The organism is Neobacillus kokaensis (genome assembly GCF_014656545.1).
Classification (GTDB): Bacteria; Bacillota; Bacilli; order Bacillales; family Cytobacillaceae; genus Neobacillus; species Neobacillus kokaensis.
This window is the reverse complement of the sequence record NZ_BNDS01000005.1, coordinates 49,068-66,580: the sequence shown is the minus strand read 5'-3', so window position 1 is coordinate 66,580 and position 17,513 is coordinate 49,068. Positions and strand designations below refer to the sequence as shown.

Here is a 17,513-nt window from a genome sequence, read left to right as displayed (position 1 = left end):
CCTTTAATATATTATTTTGTTAAGCTGCTGCGGTAAGCACCATGCCATGTAGGGCCGACGTATTGGTTCAACTGGAAGCCCTGCTGAATGGCGGCAGAGACAAAGTCTTTAGAAACCTGGACGGCCTCATAAACTGATTTTCCTTTTGCCAGTTCGGCAGCAATGGCGGCGGAGTTTGTGCAGCCTGCACCGTGTGTGAAGGTTGTTTCAATTTTTTCTGATTCGTACACTTTGAACTCTTTTCCATCATAAAGCAGATCAATCGACTTTTCCTCTGCCTGCAGCTTGCTGCCGCCCTTGATGAGGACGTTTTTAGCTCCTAAATCATGGATTTTCGCAGCTGCCTGCTTCATGTCATCCAATGTTTTTGGTGTTTTCATTCCCGCAAGCTGGCCGGATTCGAATAGGTTTGGTGTTACGACGAGCGCACGCGGCAGCAGCAATTCACGCATTGCATCAGCTGTTTCTGGATTTAAGACTTCATCTTCCCCTTTGCATACCATTACAGGGTCGATGACGACGCGCTCTAACTTATGTTCGTCAATTTTTCTTGCTGTTAATTCGATGATTTCAACCGTACCAAGCATACCTGTTTTCATGCCGTCAATGCCAACAGATAGAATCGTCTCTAGCTGTTTTTCAAGAATATTGACATCAATTGGAAACACATTGTGGTGCCAATTGTCGTTTGGATCCATCGTCACAATACAGGTAAGTCCTGTCATTCCATAAACGCCAAGCTCCTGGAATGTCTTTAAATCGGCCTGAAGTCCAGCCCCGCCGCTTGTATCCGAGCCAGCAATCGTCATTACTTTCTTAATCGACATTATGTAGATCCCTCCTGCAAAATCGGACTCATTTCCTTTATTAGTATAAATCATTTGATAAAAATTAGCAGAAAAAAAGCGGGTGCCTTACACCCATTGCTTGTTTGCGATATTTGTTACAGCTAGATTAAAATGAATGTTATAAGGTAAAGAGGGTGAAGTGATGAAAGCTGCCGCAATTATTTTATCAGGCGGAAAGTCAAGCCGTATGGGGTCAAACAAGTCCTTTTTAAAGATTAAAAACAAAATGAATATTGAAATAATCAGGGACAAAATTAAACCTGTCTTTGATGATATAATTCTAGTAACGAATGATTCGCAAGCCTACAAGTTTCTCGGGGTAAAAATGACCGGGGATGAATACCCTGGAATGGGGCCGCTTGCGGGGCTTCATGCGGGATTAGAGGCTAGCGACCATGAGGTGAATCTTGTCGTTGCCTGTGACATGCCGTTTATTTCGGCGGAGCTCGCCGAGATTATGATAAGCTTCAGCCGTGATGTGGATGCGGTTATCCCTGTCATCGCTGGCAAGGAGCACCCATTATTCGCTGTGTATAAAAAGGATTTAGCAGTCGCTGCGGCGAAGTGTATTAAAGAAGGCAGACTGAGGATGAAGCACCTGCTTGAAGAAGTAAGTGTACGGTACGTAACGGAAAAGGACTTTACAGATTTTACCGATATAGAGATTCAGCGCATTTTTTTCAATATGAACCGTCCGCAAGATTACGAGGATGCTAAAAAATGGGCAGAAACAGAGTAGGGGGACAAGGAAGCCATGCAATTTTTCAAAGTAAAATCCCGAGATTAGTTCCGAAAAAGAAGGGGTGTCACGGGGTGAATATGTGCCCTGTATTCCATCACGATTTTCCAAGCAACAAAGAGTTCTGATATCATCGTCATCAACGCCGGTTGATCTGGTTGCAGCAAGGATTACACCGATCATATTATGGAAGAAATGGGCGAAGTGTTGACACATGGATTCAGTGGAGATGAAAATCGTTTCCTCCCACATCGGCATATGGCTGGCATCATGGCGATTCGTAAAAGGTAAGGCTCGTGTCAGCGGGAATCCATTTGCTTAACCCGGAGTGGAAGTAATATAATATTTCATATGTTAAAAGAATGTTAGCGAGGCAGGTTGTTGTCTTGTATCCCTTTTAAAACGATAATCCAATCAGCTGCCTTTAAAGCGCGAGTGAAGCAGATTGGCGGGTATCAAGTGGTGGAGAATGCTGAGCCAAAGTGCTTAGACTAAGAGGTGAGTTCATTGAAATTCTACGAAATCTCAAAAGAACCGATTCATATACAATCAGTAATAGATAAAGTAGTTCAGCGCGAAGCCGGGGCGATAACTACCTTTATCGGCACCGTGCGGGAATTGACCCATGGTAAGAAAACATTATTTTTAATCTATGAAGCTTATGAAGCAATGGCTGTTAAAAAGCTTGAGCAAATTGGACAGGAAATTGAGGAGCGCTGGGGAGGTTCGCGGGTCGCGATTACCCACCGGGTTGGGCGCCTTGATATTACTGATATTGCCGTTGTAATCGCAGTGTCAACACCGCACCGTGCCGATGCCTATGAAGCGAATCGCTATGCGATTGAGCGGATTAAGGAAATCGTCCCAATTTGGAAAAAAGAACATTGGGAGGACGGCGAAGAGTGGATCGGCAACCAGCTGGAAACGGTCGCTTACCCAAGCGGCAAACCCGAGGCAGGTGATGTAGATGAATAAGGTGCTGTTTTTCGCCCATCTGCGTGATGTCGTTGGTGAAGAGTTTCTTATGGTAGAGGCCGCTGGAAAAACTGTTGCTGAGCTAAAGGCCGAGTTGGCTGGGAAATACGACCTGCCACGGCTGGAAACAGTAATGACAGCGATTAATGAAGAGTTTGCGTCGAATGATGAGGTTATTAAGGACGGCGATGAGATCGCGTTTATTCCGCCGGTTAGCGGGGGATGAAGTTTTTTATAACCGGTCTCTGTCTTTATTAAAACAAATGCTGCAACCTAAAGCTCGCCGACTCGGCGAGTTTTCCTTTCAAAAAGGGGGAATGAAGATGAACGAACGCTATTCACGCCAAATCCTCTTCCCCGGAATTGGCAAAGAAGGCCAGGATAAAATAAGCCGTAAGCATGTTTTAATTATTGGCGCTGGGGCATTGGGCTCGGGAAATGCGGAAATCCTGACACGTGCGGGAGTCGGCAAAATTACCATCGTTGACCGTGATTACGTCGAGGCAAGCAACCTGCAGCGGCAGCAGCTATATACCGAAGAAGATGTAGCTGAAAAGCTCCCGAAAGCAGCAGCGGCAGAAAAACGGCTAAAGGCGATTAATTCAGATGTTGATATACGCGCCATCATCGGTGATGCAACACCAGAGATGCTGGAAGAGCTCGTACCCGATGTAGATGTTATGATGGATGCCACCGATAATTTTGAAACGCGGATGGCGATGAATGATGTCGCACAAAAACACAATATTCCGTGGATTTACGGGGCATGCGTCGGCAGCTTCGGGATGAGTTTTTCGATCATTCCAGGAAAAACACCGTGTTTGAATTGTTTGCTTCGTACAATCCCGTTGCAAGGGATGACGTGTGATACCGGCGGGGTTATTTCACCGACAGTGCAAATGGTCATTTCTCACCAAACGGCTGAAGCGTTAAAAATGCTGGTAGAGGATTGGGATGCTGTCAGGACTTCTTTTGTCAGCTTCGATTTATGGCGTAATCAATATACAAGCATGAAAATGTCGAAGGCCAAGTTTGCCGGCTGCCTATCCTGCGGCGAGGAACGGACATATCCATACTTGGACCGTGAGAATATGACGAAAACGACTGTGCTTTGCGGCAGGGATACCGTCCAGATCCGCCCAGCCAATACAGGAGAGATTTCTTTAGAACAGCTGGCGGCGCAGCTTAGTTCGCTAGGTTACAATGTCAAAGGAAATCCATATTTGCTGTCTGTTGAAATGGGTGAAGAACGGATGGTTATTTTTCAAGACGGTCGCGCCCTTATACATGGGACGAAGGATTTGACACATGCGAAGACAATTTATCAGCGGATTATGGGATAATGGATTCTAGACTCGTACTTGAAACGTAACGGGTTGTCTTCTGGGGGACAAAAAACAAAATCAACATATGAAATCACAATAAATTAGCAAAGAAAAAACTGCGTTTTTATATAAAATTCGCAGTTTTTTTATCGTTATTTATCAACTGTTAGATGTTGATGTTACCGTGTTTGAAAAATAAACGGAAAAATTCCGTTTAAATTGGGAAATACCCATATTTCCCTAAAAATAAGGGGAGGTTTTCCGTTTATCTTATCCAAATCTTTGGATTTTGACTTATTTAGATCAGTTAATCGGAATATCTCCTCTTATATCTGCTTCTTAAGCCTCTCTTTTATGTATTAGCCGGAAATTCTCCGCCTATGAACTTTCATACTACACGAAAATCAAAAATGAATAATTTGATATAAAAAATGAATATAAAATCAGTAATTAAAATCACCAGAAACATACCATTGTACAAGGTTAATTAATGCAAGATCGAGTGCGATTTTAATAATAAAAATCCTATCAATGGCTTAATATCAACAAAAAACATCTACTCAAACAATGCGAGTAAGTGTGCGATTTTGTCCCCTTCAAGAGAACCCGTTACTTGAAACGTACGAGTTTTATTTTTGGCAAAAGTACGGAAGCCAGCCCTGTGATTATGATGATAGGAGATACAAATTACCATAATCCGACATGTTCCACGTGAAACATGTGGAAACATGTCGACGGTCTAATTTTTCGAAAAAAAGGCGATACTCATGTAGAATAGATAACGAGATTGAAGGGCAGGGGTGGCGCTCGTGAATATATCTGTACAAAAGCTGTTAGCGAAAATGGAAGAGGAATTAATGCAGGCAAAGGCTGCTTCCAAGCAGGAAAACTTGCGGGAAAGGATTTACTCTATTAAAATATTATGCGAGTTGATTCTTGACGAAAAACAGGCAAAGGCGGCGGAGTCATGGAATGAACCGGTTATTGGCCGGCCAGTTCCTGTTGTGGTTCCACAACAGCCTGCGGTTCCAATTGTTCAGCAGCCGGTTTCTACACTACAGCTAAAAAAACTGGAGCTTGAGGATGAAGCAAACGGTGACTCATTGTTCGACTTTTAAGAGGAGATCGTTTAGATCTTTAGCAAGCATAAGCGGGAGGATCATTGTTCTACTGTCGTAAAACAGTTTCGCGATGAAACAAAAGAACCGTCCCATGCTTCAAAAAATGGAGGAAATTGATGATGAAGACGTTTATTGTAATTGGAGCAATTAATGCGTTTTTGGCGGTGGCGCTTGGGGCTTTTGGGGCGCATGGGCTGAAGGATAAGCTTGATGCGCATTATTTGGAGATTTGGAAGACGGGTGTGCAGTATCAGATGTTTCATGCAACGGGGATTTTAGTGATTGCTCTGCTGCTTGGAAAGGCCGCTTCTAGTTCGTTGTTTTCTTGGTCGGGCTGGTTGATGCTCGTTGGAATTATTTTGTTTAGCGGCAGCTTGTATGTCCTAAGCTTAACAAAAATAGGACCGCTTGGTGCGATTACCCCAATTGGCGGCGTTTGTTTTTTAGCGGCTTGGATTCTAATGATTGTTGGTGCACTGAAAAATTTTTAACACAGGAAAAAAGGCATTGGGCTTTCGAATACAGCTCCAATGCCTTTTTATATTATCTTGGTGGAAATGTACCTAACGTCGGCCCCCCGCCGAATGGGTATTCGTACTCGATTTCTTCAGCAAATGTGATGTAGTCGACCGCTACCATTGGGATGAGATAACGGGTTCCGGTTTGCGGATCACTCAAAATGACATGGTCTCTTCCTGCCGCCTCGATGATACCTTTAAATTCCTTTGCATTCCATTGGTTGTTGCCTTCAAAGGTTGCAAATACACTTACTAATTTCCCTTTGTTCAAACGTAGGATGTTTTCAATGTATGACTGCTCAATTGGGAGCATGCCTGGTACGGACGAACCTCCCGATGGCGGACGCGGGACAGTTCCTGCGCCCGGCGGTGGAAATTGCGGCTGCGTCGGGAAAAACGTCTGACTTTGGCCTCCGCCCGCAATCGGCTGTGCCCCCTGCTGCCCAGCCGCACCAGTATACGGCTGGTATCCTTGAGGATTGTAATATTGGTTCATCATTTTCCCTCCTAATAAGAAATAAACAATGGCCCCAAACTTTAATGGCGAAGTACACTCAATTTACTATGGAACCTATGGAACCCCATTCAGAACACTACATCTTGCCAATAAAGGCGGTGTGAGCAGAGCAAAAATGCGCTAATCCTTGAAATGTGAAAAAATAATTTTTACTGCAATTGGTTAGAATGAATCACCTTATGCGGCGCTCCGCCCCTTTTCCTTAAACAATTTTATTCATACTCCATAAACCCCAAATTGGTGCCTAAAAGGGCAGGAATTATTTTTTTATAGAGATTTAGTTCGGGGCTTAGCTTATGCTCTCACTGTTTAATAGTATGAGATAAATGAAGGATATATGACTTGAGGTTTAGGTGGAAAAATAAAAAAGCTCTCAGCATTTGCTGAGAGCCTCGTTATTTACACATGGAGAAAGCTGGATACGCGTTCTTCCTCTAAAATATTTCCTACGAAGAAAGCACCAAATTCGCCGTAGCGGGCACTGACTTCATCAAAGCGCATTTCATAGACAAGCTTTTTAAACTGCAGCACATCGTCTGCGAATAACGTTACGCCCCATTCATAATCGTCAAAGCCGACTGAACCGGTGATGATTTGCTTCACCTTTCCAGCATATTGGCGGCCAATCATGCCATGGCTCTTCATCAAGCTGCGGCGATCTTCCATCGGCAGCATGTACCAGTTGTCATTGCCCTCGCGGCGCTTGTCCATTGGATAGAAGCAGACATGCTTCGCTTTAGGTAGAATTGGGTAAAGACGGCCTTGTACATATGGGTTTTGGTATGGGTCACCGCCGTCAGATGGAATATAGTTGCTGAGTTCTACTACTGACACATAAGAAAAAGCAGGAATTGTATATTCTGCTAATTTGGTTTTATTGAATTCGGTTTCAATTTCATTCAGCTCTTCCATTGTCGGACGAAGGATCATCATCATAAAATCAGCCTTTTGACCAACAACGGTATATAATGCATGGCTGCCTTCTTTACGTTCTTGGGTTGTATTCCATTTTTCAACTAGACTTAAAAACTCGTGGATCGCTGCTTGGCGCTCATCGCTGGAAAGCATTTTCCAAGCTGTCCAGTCCATGCTGCGGAAATCATGCAGACAATACCAGCCGTCAAGCGTTTGTGCTGCTTCATTCATTGATAATCACTCCTAAATAATCATTGTTCATAGAACACCATTACTATAACATAGTTTGACCAACACATGCCTATATAAAACCTTAATTCAACTGAGTTGGATATTTTTATAAGAATGGGAAGATAGTAAAAGACAGGGCGCAATTTTTAAAATAGAAAAATTTTTGCTTGAAAGCGTAATTTGGGGATGTACATAGTTTGAAAAATTGGCTTAGTAAAGTATGCTAAAGGTAGAGTTTAATTATAGGAGGTTTGGGGTTATGAGTGACTTATTTACAGGATTGAAAAATAAGATTTCCGGACGGGAAATGAAAATTGTTTTTCCAGAAAGCTTAGATGAACGGATTTTAAGAGCAGCAGGCCGTTTAGCGGAAGAAAAATTACTGATACCGATTTTGCTTGGCAATATTGAACAGATTCAGGCAAAGGCTGCTGAACTTGGGGTATCGTTGGATGCAGTGGAAATTTATGACCCTTCGAATTACGCTGGGATGGACGAGCTTGTCGCCGCGTTTGTGGAACGGCGCAATGGAAAGGCGACCGAAGAGGATGCTCGCAAGATTTTATTAGATGTTAACTACTTTGGCACGATGCTTGTGTATCTAAATAAAGCGAACGGACTTGTCAGCGGTGCGACTCATTCAACAGCTGATACGGTCCGACCTGCTTTACAGATCATTAAGACAAAAGAAGGCGTGAAGAAGACGTCAGGTGTGTTCATTATGGTGCGCGGCGAAGAGAAGTATGTCTTTGCTGACTGTGCGATTAATATTGCACCGGACAGCAATGATTTAGCGGAGATTGCATTGGAGAGCGCGAAAACGGCTGAGATGTTTGACGTGGAACCACGTGTGGCAATGTTGAGCTTTTCGACAAAGGGCTCAGCAAAATCAGAAGAAACTGAGCGCGTGGTGGCTGCCGTTGCGGAAGCGAAACGCCGCGATCCATCGGTTGTGCTTGATGGTGAGTTCCAATTTGATGCTGCGTTTGTCCCGTCTGTTGGGAAAAGCAAGGCGCCAGGATCTGTGATTCAAGGTGACGCTAACGTATTTATCTTCCCAAGCCTTGAAGCGGGCAACATCGGCTATAAAATCGCCCAGCGCCTAGGCGGCTTCGAAGCAGTCGGACCAATTCTCCAAGGCTTAAACCGCCCGGTAAACGACCTATCCCGAGGCTGCAACGAAGAAGATGTTTATAAACTTGCACTGATTACGGCAGCGCAGGGATTATAATGTAAAGTGGATTTTATAAGAGGTGTCAGGCACCATGAAAGCGGAAGCGCTCGTTTAGCAACGTATGGAAGGAGCGCTTCGAATGAGATAAAGGAAACACGACGAGCAAAGCGAATCGATGTTGACTTATCGTAAGGAGAAGAGCGAAGTACACTAGTTGCTGGGCGCTGGAGCTAGATAATGTGAAATTTTCACATGGTGCCTGACACTAAATGCAAAAAGGGAGTTACCATTATGGAAGGTTTATTGCATCAGCCTGAGTGGCGGGTGATTGATCAGTCTTCTGCAGGTTTGCAGTTTTCGGCGCTGGATTCATTTGGTTATGATGATGCGTTGTGTGCCTCTGTTGGGGCGGGAACGGCACCGGCGACGGCGCGCACATGGGTTCATGACAATACAATTGTATTGGGCATACAGGATTCGAAGCTGCCCTATTTGCAAGAGGGGATTCAATTTTTAAATGCACAGGGGTATCAGGTGATTGTCCGGAATTCCGGCGGTTTGGCGGTTGTTCTTGACGCAGGAGTCCTCAATATTTCGCTTATTTTTCCGGAAGCAGAAAAAGGGATTGATATTAACCGCGGCTATGATACGATGTGGGCGCTGATTCAGAGCATGTTTGCTGATTTTTCGCAAACGATTGAAGCGCGTGAAATCGTCGGCTCCTATTGTCCTGGAAGCTATGATCTTAGTATAAATGGAAAAAAGTTTGCCGGAATCTCGCAAAGGCGGCTGCGAAGAGGCGTGGCGGTCCAGATTTATTTGTGTGTGGACGGCAGCGGTTCGAAGCGCGCGGAGATTGTACGCAAGTTTTACTCAAGAGCGAAGCGGAACGACGAGACAAAGTTTGTCTATCCGATGATTGTGCCGGAAGTAATGGCTTCCTTGTCGGAGCTGTACGGCTGTAATTTTTCCGTCAGCGATGTGATGCAGCGTCTATTAATCCAGTTAAAGCAACACAGCGGCCTGCTTTATGCCGGGTCATTAAATGAACATGAGCTTGAGCTTTTGCCGGGATATTTGCAGCGGATTGCAGAGCGGAATGAGCCATTTTTGGCCATGCAAAAAGAGGCTGACTCACAGGTGTGACACCTTCATTAGAGTCGGCCTCTCTTTTTTAATGGAGATGCTGCGCGTTGTTCTCCTTCTCCCCATATATGGCAGTTTGCATGGTTATTCCGCAACTTTTTCTAAGTTTCCGTTACGGTCCATTTTGAATTTAGTAGCGGGTCTTTCCTCTTCTTCAAATAAGACAAGCTTGCGGGCACGATTCATGATCTTCATTAATGTTTCGTAGTCTTCCTGCATCGTTTCGGAATTTTCCTCTAGGCCCCTTACCTTGGCGCTCATTTCCTCGTTTTGTCTCTTTAACTCGGCGATTTCCCGCTTTAATCTTTCATTCTCACTTTTTAATGCTTCATTTTGCAGATTGGAATGTTTAAAGTTTTGCAAGAAAGCAATCACTGAATCCATCGTTAGTCCTGCTCCAGTTACTGGCTGTGTATATACCTGCGGCTGCGGCTTGACGTATGATTCCATTGCCATTTCTGCGGTTAAGTTCTGAACCTCGGAAGCTGGTACATCCGCTATTGATACATCCATGGCAGGCATTTCCGGCATAGCAGGGATTTCCATATTGACTGGCATTGTTTCTAGTTCTTCAGGTGCCCCAACCGGCGGATTATAAAGCAGTTTTTTCTTCCCGCCTTGATCTTTTCCTAAGATTCGTTGTCTTTGTTTCCGTTGTTTTTTGGCTAATGCCAATGCTTTTTCATAGCGGTGGCGGACAACTGCATTCCATCTGAAGCCACAGGCCGCGGAGGTTCGGTTCAGCTTGTCACCCACTTCTTCAAATGCGTTCAGCTGGGTACTGCCTTCCCTTACATGTCTAAGGACAGTCTCAGCCAAGAGCAAATCGTTTTCATCTGTCCATGCGTCTTGACGAACTTTCATTTGTTTCAACTCCCTAATAATTATTTTCCAATGAATACTAGCCTGATGCTGGCTGTAATTTAAAAGTTCTAGTCTTATGATGGACAAGTTTTTCAAGGTTTATACCAAAATGGTTAAAAGGATAATAGATTTTTTAAATAGCTATTTTTTCTGGTAAAAATTGTTTGTCTGGTGGGATATCGTGAAAGTTGTTGATATTCGCAGGACTTGTTGAGGGTGGCCGAAGATTGCTGCTTGCATTAGGAGGATAGAAAATGTAAAATACGTTAGGAGTAAAATGGATGATGATTTGTTATTTTTTCTATTGTTTGCCAGCTGGTGAAATTCTAAGCTGCCGGTTGGGTAAAATAATGTTATAGAGTGCTTGAAGAAAGGGTTGTCGGAAATGGCTAATGAATTTCGCGTTTGTGATGATTGCCAAGCCGTAAATTTGAAGACATTAATCCCTCGTTTGAAAGAAGCTGATCCGAATGCCGAAATCAAAATCGGCTGCCAATCATATTGCGGGCCAGGACGGAAAAAGACCTTCGCCTTCGTCAACAACCGCCCAGTCGCCGCCCTGTCAGAAGAGGAATTAATGGAAAAAGTAAATAAAAAGATAAAATAGACGTGAAAAAAGAATAAATCACCTTTGCTGCTGGAATGGACAAAGGTGATTTTTCTTTTTAAGGTGTCATTTTTTGAGAGTTGTGTCAGGCACCATGTGAATTTTTCACATGTTCTGCTCCAGCGCCTAGCGCCTCGAGTCATATGCTAATCCGTCCAAAAGGTTAAAAAGCAACCTTTCAGCCGGCTCGTCTTATGCTAGTCGGTGCTGACCAAGGCGCTTCCGCTATTCGCGGTGCCTGACACCAAAGCAACAGCACTTGTCGAAAAATCCTGCGGAATTTTGTGTTTTTTTGGTATATAATAGAAATAATGATGTTCGGTTAATTAGGTTTATTGGAATGTTAATGGGAAGAGGGAAGCGGATGACCTATATGGTGGAGAAGTTGAGTGAAGAGAAAGTGTTTAAGGATCCTGTCCATCGCTATGTTCATGTGCGTGACCGGGCGATTTGGGATTTAGTCGGAACGAAGGAGTTTCAGCGCTTAAGGCGGATTAAACAGCTTGGTACGACCTTTTTGACCTTCCACGGGGCAGAGCACAGCCGTTTTAACCATTCCCTTGGCGTTTACGAAATTGTCCGCCGTATCATTGACGATGTCTTTGACGGCAGACCGGAATGGGACAATAGGGACCGCCTTCTCACCTTATGTGCCGCCCTTCTTCATGACCTTGGCCATGGACCGTTTTCCCACGCATTTGAAAAAGTATTCGATTTTGATCATGAGGATTTTACACGGGCGATTATTTTAGGCGATACAGAGGTAAACAAGGTACTTAAAAACGTTAGTCCCGAATTTCCGGAAAAAGTTGCAGAAGTGATTGCGAAGACTTCAGAAAAAAAGCTTGTAGTCAGTTTAATTTCCAGTCAAATTGATGCTGACCGGATGGATTACCTGCAGCGTGACGCCTATTTTACCGGGGTCAGCTACGGCCAATTTGACATGGAACGGATTTTGCGCGTCATGCGCCCTCGGGAAGAGCAGGTCGTGATTAAAAAAAGCGGTATGCACGCGGTTGAAGACTATATTATGAGCCGCTATCAAATGTACTGGCAGGTGTATTTTCATCCAGTTTCCCGCAGCGCAGAGGTCATTTTGACGAAAATCCTCCACCGGGCGAAGCAGCTATATAAGGATAACTATGCCTTTAAACACGAGCCGCAGCATTTCATCTCGTTTTTTAGTGAAACTGAAAACGTCACATTAGAAGACTACTTAAAGTTAGATGAAGCGGTCATTATGTTTTATTTTCAAATTTGGCAGAATGAGGCCGACCCGATCTTAAGCGATTTGTGCCGCCGTTTTGTCAATCGAAATTTGTTTAAGTATGCCGAGTTCGACCCGGCTAAGGAATACAAAAAGCTGGCCGAGTTAAATGGCCTGTTTTTAAAAGCAGGGATTGATCCTGACTATTATTTGGTGGTGGATTCCTCCTCTGATTTGCCTTACGACTTTTATCGTCCGGGCGAGGAAGAAGAGCGGCTGCCGATTCACTTATTGATGAAAAACGGGGAATTACGGGAGCTTTCTAGAGAATCAGAGATTGTCGATGCGATTTCAGGAAAACGAAGAACCGACCATAAACTCTATTATCCTGCTGATTTTCTTGCCGATGAATCAAATGCAAAGGATATAAAGAAGCAGATACGTACCCTTTTAGAATAGCTGTTAAATGGAGTAGGAGATGACGAATAGTGTTAAAAGATCATGCCAAGCTGATGCAGGCGATTTTGGTTTCTGGCGAAATCATCGGGCGGAAAAAGCTGCAAAAGATGATATACATTGCGAAAAAAATTCAATTTCCATTTAATGATAGATTTCAGTTTCATTTTTACGGCCCATACTCTGAGGAATTAACGACAAGAGTAGAAGAGCTATGCAACATGGGCTTTTTGAATGAGGTTAAGGAAAAAAAGGGCGGTTATTTTCAATACCGCTATACGCTGACCGAGACCGGGAAAGAGTTCTTGAGCATAAATGAAGTGGACATGCCGTGTTTAGAAGATTGCTTAATAGATATGAATGAGCAAAATGCCAGATTTTTAGAGCTGGTCTCAACGGTGCTGTTTTTTGACGACCTCCCGAAGGGAGAGGTTATGAACAAGGTGTTTACGTTAAAAAGCAGCCAGCGCTACACAGAGGCGGAAATTGATGAGGCTTATCAGTATATTGAAAGCTTGAAAGCGAAAATTCAATAGAGATACGGATAGGAAAAGACGCTTGGTCTCGGTGTAAGTCGGGTATACAGGCGTTTTTTATTTGGAAGGAATATGAATTTTTTTGAAATTCTGTTATGATTTGTCTATCGGAGTGGTGAAGGAGGATGCTACATGGGTGAATTTGTAGGATTGGTTGCGATTGTGATGATCTTCGGTATTCCCATTATTGCGATTCTGGGAGGCTATTCAACGAAGAAGGCAAAATTACAGGCAGAAATGGTTAAAGACCAGCTGGAGCTTGAAAAACTAAAACATCAAAACTATTTAATTGAAACTGAAAAAATGCGCCTTGAACTCGAAAAAATCAAACTCGAAAGTCCAAAGGATAATCTAAATCTATAATGGGACGAAACCAAAAAGAGTGTGTAACCTCAGATGGCTCACACTCTTTTTTACTCTCAAACTGTATCAAGCGCTGAAGCTGGAATGTGAAAAAATCACATGATGCCTGACACCAAATTATGTCACTAACTTATTTGTCGCTAAAGCGTACACCTGCTACGCCGTAGTGATTTTTGCTCATTTCTTCGATGAAGACAGTGACGTTCTCTTTTGGTGCGCCAGTGGTTTCGCTGACGGCGTCAGTTACTTTTTCGACTAACGCTTTCTTTTGGTCTTCGGTACGTCCCTCAAGCATTTTGACTGTTACGTATGGCATTCTCTTTACCTCCTTAAAATGGACTACTTTAGTAGTGTTCCATAATTGACGGAAAAGTGCAATATCTTGCCTATCATTTGATTTTCTTTTTCAAACCGGTTTCATGTATACTATAAGGAAAATAGAGACAGTTCGGTTAAATAAAGCCGTTATAATAAGGAGGAGTAGCCCGTTTGGATTTTTTAGAAGGATTTTTGGCATATCCCTTGCGAATGATTCCCTATGTGGCGATTACGTTGGTGTTTGCCTTCACGCTGCACGAATTTGCCCATGCCTATGTCGCCTATAAATTTGGTGACGAGACGGCGAAAAAACAGGGGCGGCTGACGTTAAATCCGCTACAGCACCTGGACCCGTTTGGCACGATCTTAATCTTGATTGCCGGGTTCGGCTGGGCCCGCCCGGTACCGGTCAACCGCTACTTTTTCAAAAAGCCGCGTCTGGCAGGGATTCTCGTATCTGCCGCCGGCCCGCTGTCGAACTTGCTTTTGGCCTGCATTGGCTTTATGATTGGCTATGGTTTATCTCGCGCCGGCTTTAACTTGACGGATAATTTTTATGATTTTCTAGATATTTTTATCAGGCTTAATATTGTTTTATTCATTTTTAACCTGCTGCCGCTGCCGCCGCTGGATGGCTACCGGATTGTCGAGGACTTAGCGCCTAACCATTTGAGAGCAAAAATGACACAATATGAACAGTATGGAATCCTGATCTTTTTGATCTTAGTTCTTATCGACCCGCTCTACAACGTAACGATCGGACCGATTTTCAGCTTTGTCATCCCTTGGATTTGGGATCTGTTAAGTAATTTCTTTTATGGGGTATTTTTTTAAAGGAGGTTTCGAGCCATAATGGAAGATAAAAAGAAAAAATTGGGCTTTAATATTATCAAAAGTGATCCGACTGCCGGACATAAGGGGTATGGAAAAGGTGCCCTTAGCCTTGATAACGTATCACCTGTCATCATTGATGTCGACGCAGGCGAGGCGGAGATTGATGTTGGAGCGATGCATGCCCGCAGTGCCGTGGAAAAGGGGATCAAATTTTTACCGAATAAAGAGGAAGTTCCAAACGGCAAGCCGTATTGGCTTGTGTGGGTAACGATTGACCGCAAGGAAGAAGGGCCTTATTATGCCGGTGTGACGGCGTGCTTCATGACCGTTGACCGAGAAATCCGCCGCGGCTACAAGTCACTGCCTGAGCATGTCAACCGCATGGATAAGTCGCTTAAGCGCCATATTATTGTTGATGACATGGATGCAAAGTCCAAAAAGATACTGGCCGACTTTCTTCTAGCACATAATGAAGCGTTATGGAATAATTCAAGTGACGAATTGAAGGAAAGTTTGACAAATTTGTGAAATTTAGAAATTTTTTTGAAAAAATAAAATGATGAATCTCTTGTAGTTTTTTAAAAGAATGGGTAGTATTATAAGAAGTGTGAAAAACACTGTAAGACTAGGACAGGAAAAAGCTCCGGAATCATTTCCGGAGCTTTTTCCGTTATAGGGGAACGAGAATGAGGGGCTCCCAGACCAGTTCAGATTATTAATTCAAAGTGGCAAAATTAGCTCCACGGCAGGATGCGTTTGTACCAAGGCTTTTTCATCTTTTGCCCGCCTTTTGCCGGTTCACTGCCGGTGCCGTTTTTCAAATGCTCGGTGCAATACTCAGCCGGCTCCGTTCCTGTGACATAGTAGGTGAAGCGCCGGACCGGACAGTCTTTTGTTGCAAGCTTCCCGTTTTCAGGGTTTACATAGACGCCGATCACCCCGTCCTTTGGCGGTTTAAAGGCTTTTACTGATTTGCCCTCTAAGGCCTCTTCCATAAAATTAGCCCAGATATTTTTCGCATATGATTTTTCCGGACGCAGCTCAATCGGTTTGCCGACATCATAGCCGACCCAAACGGCCGAAACAAGCTGCGGCGAATAGCCAATCATCCAGCTGTCCGTTTCCGTTGATCCGGACTTTCCAGCATACGGTCTTGTAAGGTCTTCCGCAATCGTGCTTCCAGTTACCTTGGCGTAGCCATTCAATTTGGTATCAAACACACCGGTCATCATTTGCGTCATCACATATGCTTTAGCCGGGTCGAGAACCTTTTCCGATTCTTGTTTTCTTTCAAAAATCACCTTGCCGTTATAATCTTCCACTCTCGTAATCAAGGTCGGATAGACGCGTTTGCCGCCGTTGGCAAGCAGACTGTAGGCATTGGCCATTTCAATTATGCGAACGCCTGATGTTCCAAGGGCAAGTGAAGGCACCTGTGCCATTTTCGTAGACAGTCCAAATTTCTGCGCTGTCTCCGCTAACACCTCTTCTCCTAAAAACAAATGCGTTTTAACGGCATAAATATTATCCGATACAGCTAGGGCCTGAGCGAGGGTAATTTCCCCGTCGGCATATTTGTTATTAAAATTATGCGGTGTATATTTAGTCCTGCCGTCATCAAAGTGAAACGTCGTATATTCGCTGCGCATTGTTGACGAAGGGGTAAAGCCGTGTTCAAGTGCACTGTAGTACAGCAGCGGCTTGATGGTTGAACCAGGCTGCCTTACTGCCTGAACGGCACGGTTAAAGGGACTTTTTTCATAATCCCGGCCGCCCACCATTGCCTGGACGTAACCATTTTTCGGATTCATCGCAACTAAGGCCGTCTGAATCTCCGATGAGCTGGATACATATTTTTTGATTTGCTCCTCCGCCGCCTTTTGCTGCTTTAGGTTTAGGGTGGTGTACACCTTTAACCCGCCAAGAGCAATGGTACGGTCATCTAAATGGAGCTGATTTTTCAGGGCATTTTTCACGGCATCCTGGAAATACGGGGCCGCCTTCACTTTTTGGGTTGTATGAACACCGGTGAATACCAGCTTTTCCTCGACAGCTGCTTCTGCTTCTTTTTTACTGATATAGCCATTCTTGACCATGCTGTTTAAAATAATCGCTTGGCGTCTTTTGGCGTTTTCCGGTGAACGCAGCGGTGAGTAGTAGCCAGGCCCCTTTGGAATCCCTGCCAGCATGCTTGCCTCTGCCAAGCTGAGTTCGTTTGCCTTTTTACCAAAATAAAACTGGCTTGCGGCTTCGGCACCATATGCACCGTTTCCATAGTAGATGGTATTTAAATAGCCTTCCAAAATATCATTTTTTGAATAATTCATTTCCAGGCGGATCGTATAAAGGGCCTCATGAAGCTTCCGTGTCCACGTTTTGTCATGTTCTAGAAACAGATTTCGTGCATATTGCTGGGTGATTGTGCTCGCGCCCTGTACCTTGGCAAATGCCTTGACATCGGCAATCACTGCTCCGGCAATCCGTTTGTAGTCAAAACCGTGGTGGTCGAAAAAGCTTTTATCTTCAATTGAAATCGTGGCATTCACTAAATCTGGAGAAATATGGTCGAGCTTAGCCCAGTAACGCTTCTGCCCGCTATTGCTTTCGCCGATCAACGTACCGTCGTCCGAGAAGTACAGCGTCGACTGCGGCACAGCAAGCGGCGGTGCGCCTAGAACCTTGGCGTAGGCCAGGATGCCGATCAGGACAATAGCCATACAAACCATGCCGATCAAACTGATGAACAATATAGCGCGAAAGATTTTAATCGTCTTACGAAACCCGTGATCCGTCATGATTTCCACAGTGGCCACCACCTG

Annotated in this window: 20 protein-coding genes; 14 read left to right on the top strand and 6 right to left on the bottom strand. The window is 44.2% G+C overall.

Annotation, left to right across the window (positions count from 1 at the left end; genetic code table 11):
- Positions 1-11 precede the first annotated feature (11 nt).
- A complete protein-coding gene (gene pdxK / locus IE222_RS07635; RefSeq protein ID WP_191271393.1) occupies positions 12-827 on the bottom strand; it encodes a pyridoxine/pyridoxal/pyridoxamine kinase in 816 nt (271 codons plus the stop codon).
- Between the two features lie 163 nt (positions 828-990).
- Between pdxK and mobA the strand changes: the two genes are divergently transcribed.
- From mobA to IE222_RS07605, 6 genes are all read left to right on the top strand, one after another.
- Positions 991-1,587, top strand: coding sequence for a molybdenum cofactor guanylyltransferase (gene mobA / locus IE222_RS07630; protein WP_191271391.1), 597 nt, complete (start codon positions 991-993; stop codon positions 1,585-1,587).
- 507 nt (positions 1,588-2,094) lie between these two features.
- Positions 2,095-2,562: a molybdenum cofactor biosynthesis protein MoaE gene (locus IE222_RS07625; protein WP_191271389.1), complete on the top strand. Its 468-nt coding sequence runs from the start codon at positions 2,095-2,097 to the stop codon at positions 2,560-2,562.
- On the top strand, positions 2,555-2,788 hold the full coding sequence (moaD, locus tag IE222_RS07620) for a molybdopterin converting factor subunit 1 (RefSeq protein WP_191271387.1): 234 nt from the start codon (positions 2,555-2,557) through the stop codon (positions 2,786-2,788). Before IE222_RS07625 ends, moaD begins: the two co-directional genes overlap by 8 nt.
- Positions 2,789-2,885: 97 nt before the next feature.
- Positions 2,886-3,905 (top strand): thiazole biosynthesis adenylyltransferase ThiF, encoded by a 1,020-nt coding sequence (locus IE222_RS07615; RefSeq protein WP_191271385.1) that lies wholly within the window; start codon positions 2,886-2,888, stop codon positions 3,903-3,905.
- A gap of 791 nt (positions 3,906-4,696) precedes the next feature.
- Positions 4,697-5,005: a YwdI family protein gene (locus IE222_RS07610; protein WP_191271383.1), complete on the top strand. Its 309-nt coding sequence runs from the start codon at positions 4,697-4,699 to the stop codon at positions 5,003-5,005.
- A 122-nt stretch (positions 5,006-5,127) separates the two neighbouring features.
- Positions 5,128-5,499: a DUF423 domain-containing protein gene (locus IE222_RS07605; RefSeq protein WP_191271381.1), complete on the top strand. Its 372-nt coding sequence runs from the start codon at positions 5,128-5,130 to the stop codon at positions 5,497-5,499.
- A 52-nt stretch (positions 5,500-5,551) separates the two neighbouring features.
- Here the strand turns inward: IE222_RS07605 and gerQ are convergent, their stop codons facing one another.
- Together gerQ and hemQ are read right to left on the bottom strand one after the other, a co-directional pair.
- A complete protein-coding gene (gerQ, locus tag IE222_RS07600) occupies positions 5,552-6,025 on the bottom strand; it encodes a spore coat protein GerQ (protein ID WP_370465021.1) in 474 nt (157 codons plus the stop codon).
- 417 nt (positions 6,026-6,442) lie between these two features.
- Entirely contained in the window at positions 6,443-7,189 is a 747-nt protein-coding gene (hemQ, locus tag IE222_RS07595) for a hydrogen peroxide-dependent heme synthase (protein WP_191271378.1), read from the bottom strand.
- Positions 7,190-7,448: 259 nt separating this feature from the next.
- On the opposite strand from hemQ, the gene pta reads away from it, so the two are divergent.
- Both pta and lipL read left to right on the top strand, forming a co-directional pair.
- On the top strand, positions 7,449-8,420 hold the full coding sequence (gene pta / locus IE222_RS07590; RefSeq protein ID WP_191271376.1) for a phosphate acetyltransferase: 972 nt from the start codon (positions 7,449-7,451) through the stop codon (positions 8,418-8,420).
- Between the two features lie 234 nt (positions 8,421-8,654).
- Positions 8,655-9,509 (top strand): octanoyl-[GcvH]:protein N-octanoyltransferase, encoded by an 855-nt coding sequence (gene lipL, locus IE222_RS07585; RefSeq protein ID WP_191271374.1) that lies wholly within the window; start codon positions 8,655-8,657, stop codon positions 9,507-9,509.
- Positions 9,510-9,593: 84 nt separating this feature from the next.
- On the opposite strand, the gene IE222_RS07580 is transcribed toward lipL, so the two are convergent.
- Positions 9,594-10,373: an RsfA family transcriptional regulator gene (locus IE222_RS07580; RefSeq protein ID WP_191271372.1), complete on the bottom strand. Its 780-nt coding sequence runs from the start codon at positions 10,371-10,373 to the stop codon at positions 9,594-9,596.
- 385 nt (positions 10,374-10,758) lie between these two features.
- Here IE222_RS07580 and IE222_RS07575 point away from each other — a divergent pair, with 385 nt between their 5' ends.
- The 4 genes from IE222_RS07575 to IE222_RS07560 all read left to right on the top strand — a co-directional run bounded on the left by IE222_RS07575 (position 10,759) and on the right by IE222_RS07560 (position 13,542).
- Positions 10,759-10,980 (top strand): YuzB family protein, encoded by a 222-nt coding sequence (locus IE222_RS07575; protein WP_191271672.1) that lies wholly within the window; start codon positions 10,759-10,761, stop codon positions 10,978-10,980.
- A 364-nt stretch (positions 10,981-11,344) separates the two neighbouring features.
- Complete coding sequence (locus IE222_RS07570; RefSeq protein WP_191271670.1) at positions 11,345-12,646, top strand: HD domain-containing protein; 1,302 nt, start codon at positions 11,345-11,347, stop codon at positions 12,644-12,646.
- A gap of 29 nt (positions 12,647-12,675) precedes the next feature.
- On the top strand, positions 12,676-13,179 hold the full coding sequence (locus tag IE222_RS07565) for a YwgA family protein (RefSeq protein ID WP_191271370.1): 504 nt from the start codon (positions 12,676-12,678) through the stop codon (positions 13,177-13,179).
- 132 nt (positions 13,180-13,311) lie between these two features.
- Positions 13,312-13,542: a hypothetical protein gene (locus IE222_RS07560; protein ID WP_191271369.1), complete on the top strand. Its 231-nt coding sequence runs from the start codon at positions 13,312-13,314 to the stop codon at positions 13,540-13,542.
- A gap of 130 nt (positions 13,543-13,672) precedes the next feature.
- Here IE222_RS07560 and thmT read toward each other — a convergent pair whose 3' ends face one another.
- Complete coding sequence (gene thmT / locus IE222_RS07555; protein ID WP_191271367.1) at positions 13,673-13,858, bottom strand: 2-hydroxymuconate tautomerase; 186 nt, start codon at positions 13,856-13,858, stop codon at positions 13,673-13,675.
- A 212-nt stretch (positions 13,859-14,070) separates the two neighbouring features.
- Here thmT and IE222_RS07550 point away from each other — a divergent pair, with 212 nt between their 5' ends.
- Together IE222_RS07550 and IE222_RS07545 are read left to right on the top strand one after the other, a co-directional pair.
- Entirely contained in the window at positions 14,071-14,694 is a 624-nt protein-coding gene (locus IE222_RS07550) for a site-2 protease family protein (RefSeq protein ID WP_191271668.1), read from the top strand.
- A gap of 18 nt (positions 14,695-14,712) precedes the next feature.
- Positions 14,713-15,222 carry a YwhD family protein gene (locus tag IE222_RS07545; protein WP_191271365.1) on the top strand — a complete coding sequence of 170 codons (510 nt, stop codon included), beginning with the start codon at positions 14,713-14,715 and terminating at the stop codon, positions 15,220-15,222.
- A gap of 206 nt (positions 15,223-15,428) precedes the next feature.
- Here IE222_RS07545 and IE222_RS07540 read toward each other — a convergent pair whose 3' ends face one another.
- Positions 15,429-17,498: a transglycosylase domain-containing protein gene (locus IE222_RS07540; RefSeq protein ID WP_191271363.1), complete on the bottom strand. Its 2,070-nt coding sequence runs from the start codon at positions 17,496-17,498 to the stop codon at positions 15,429-15,431.
- Positions 17,499-17,513: the final 15 nt, after the last annotated feature.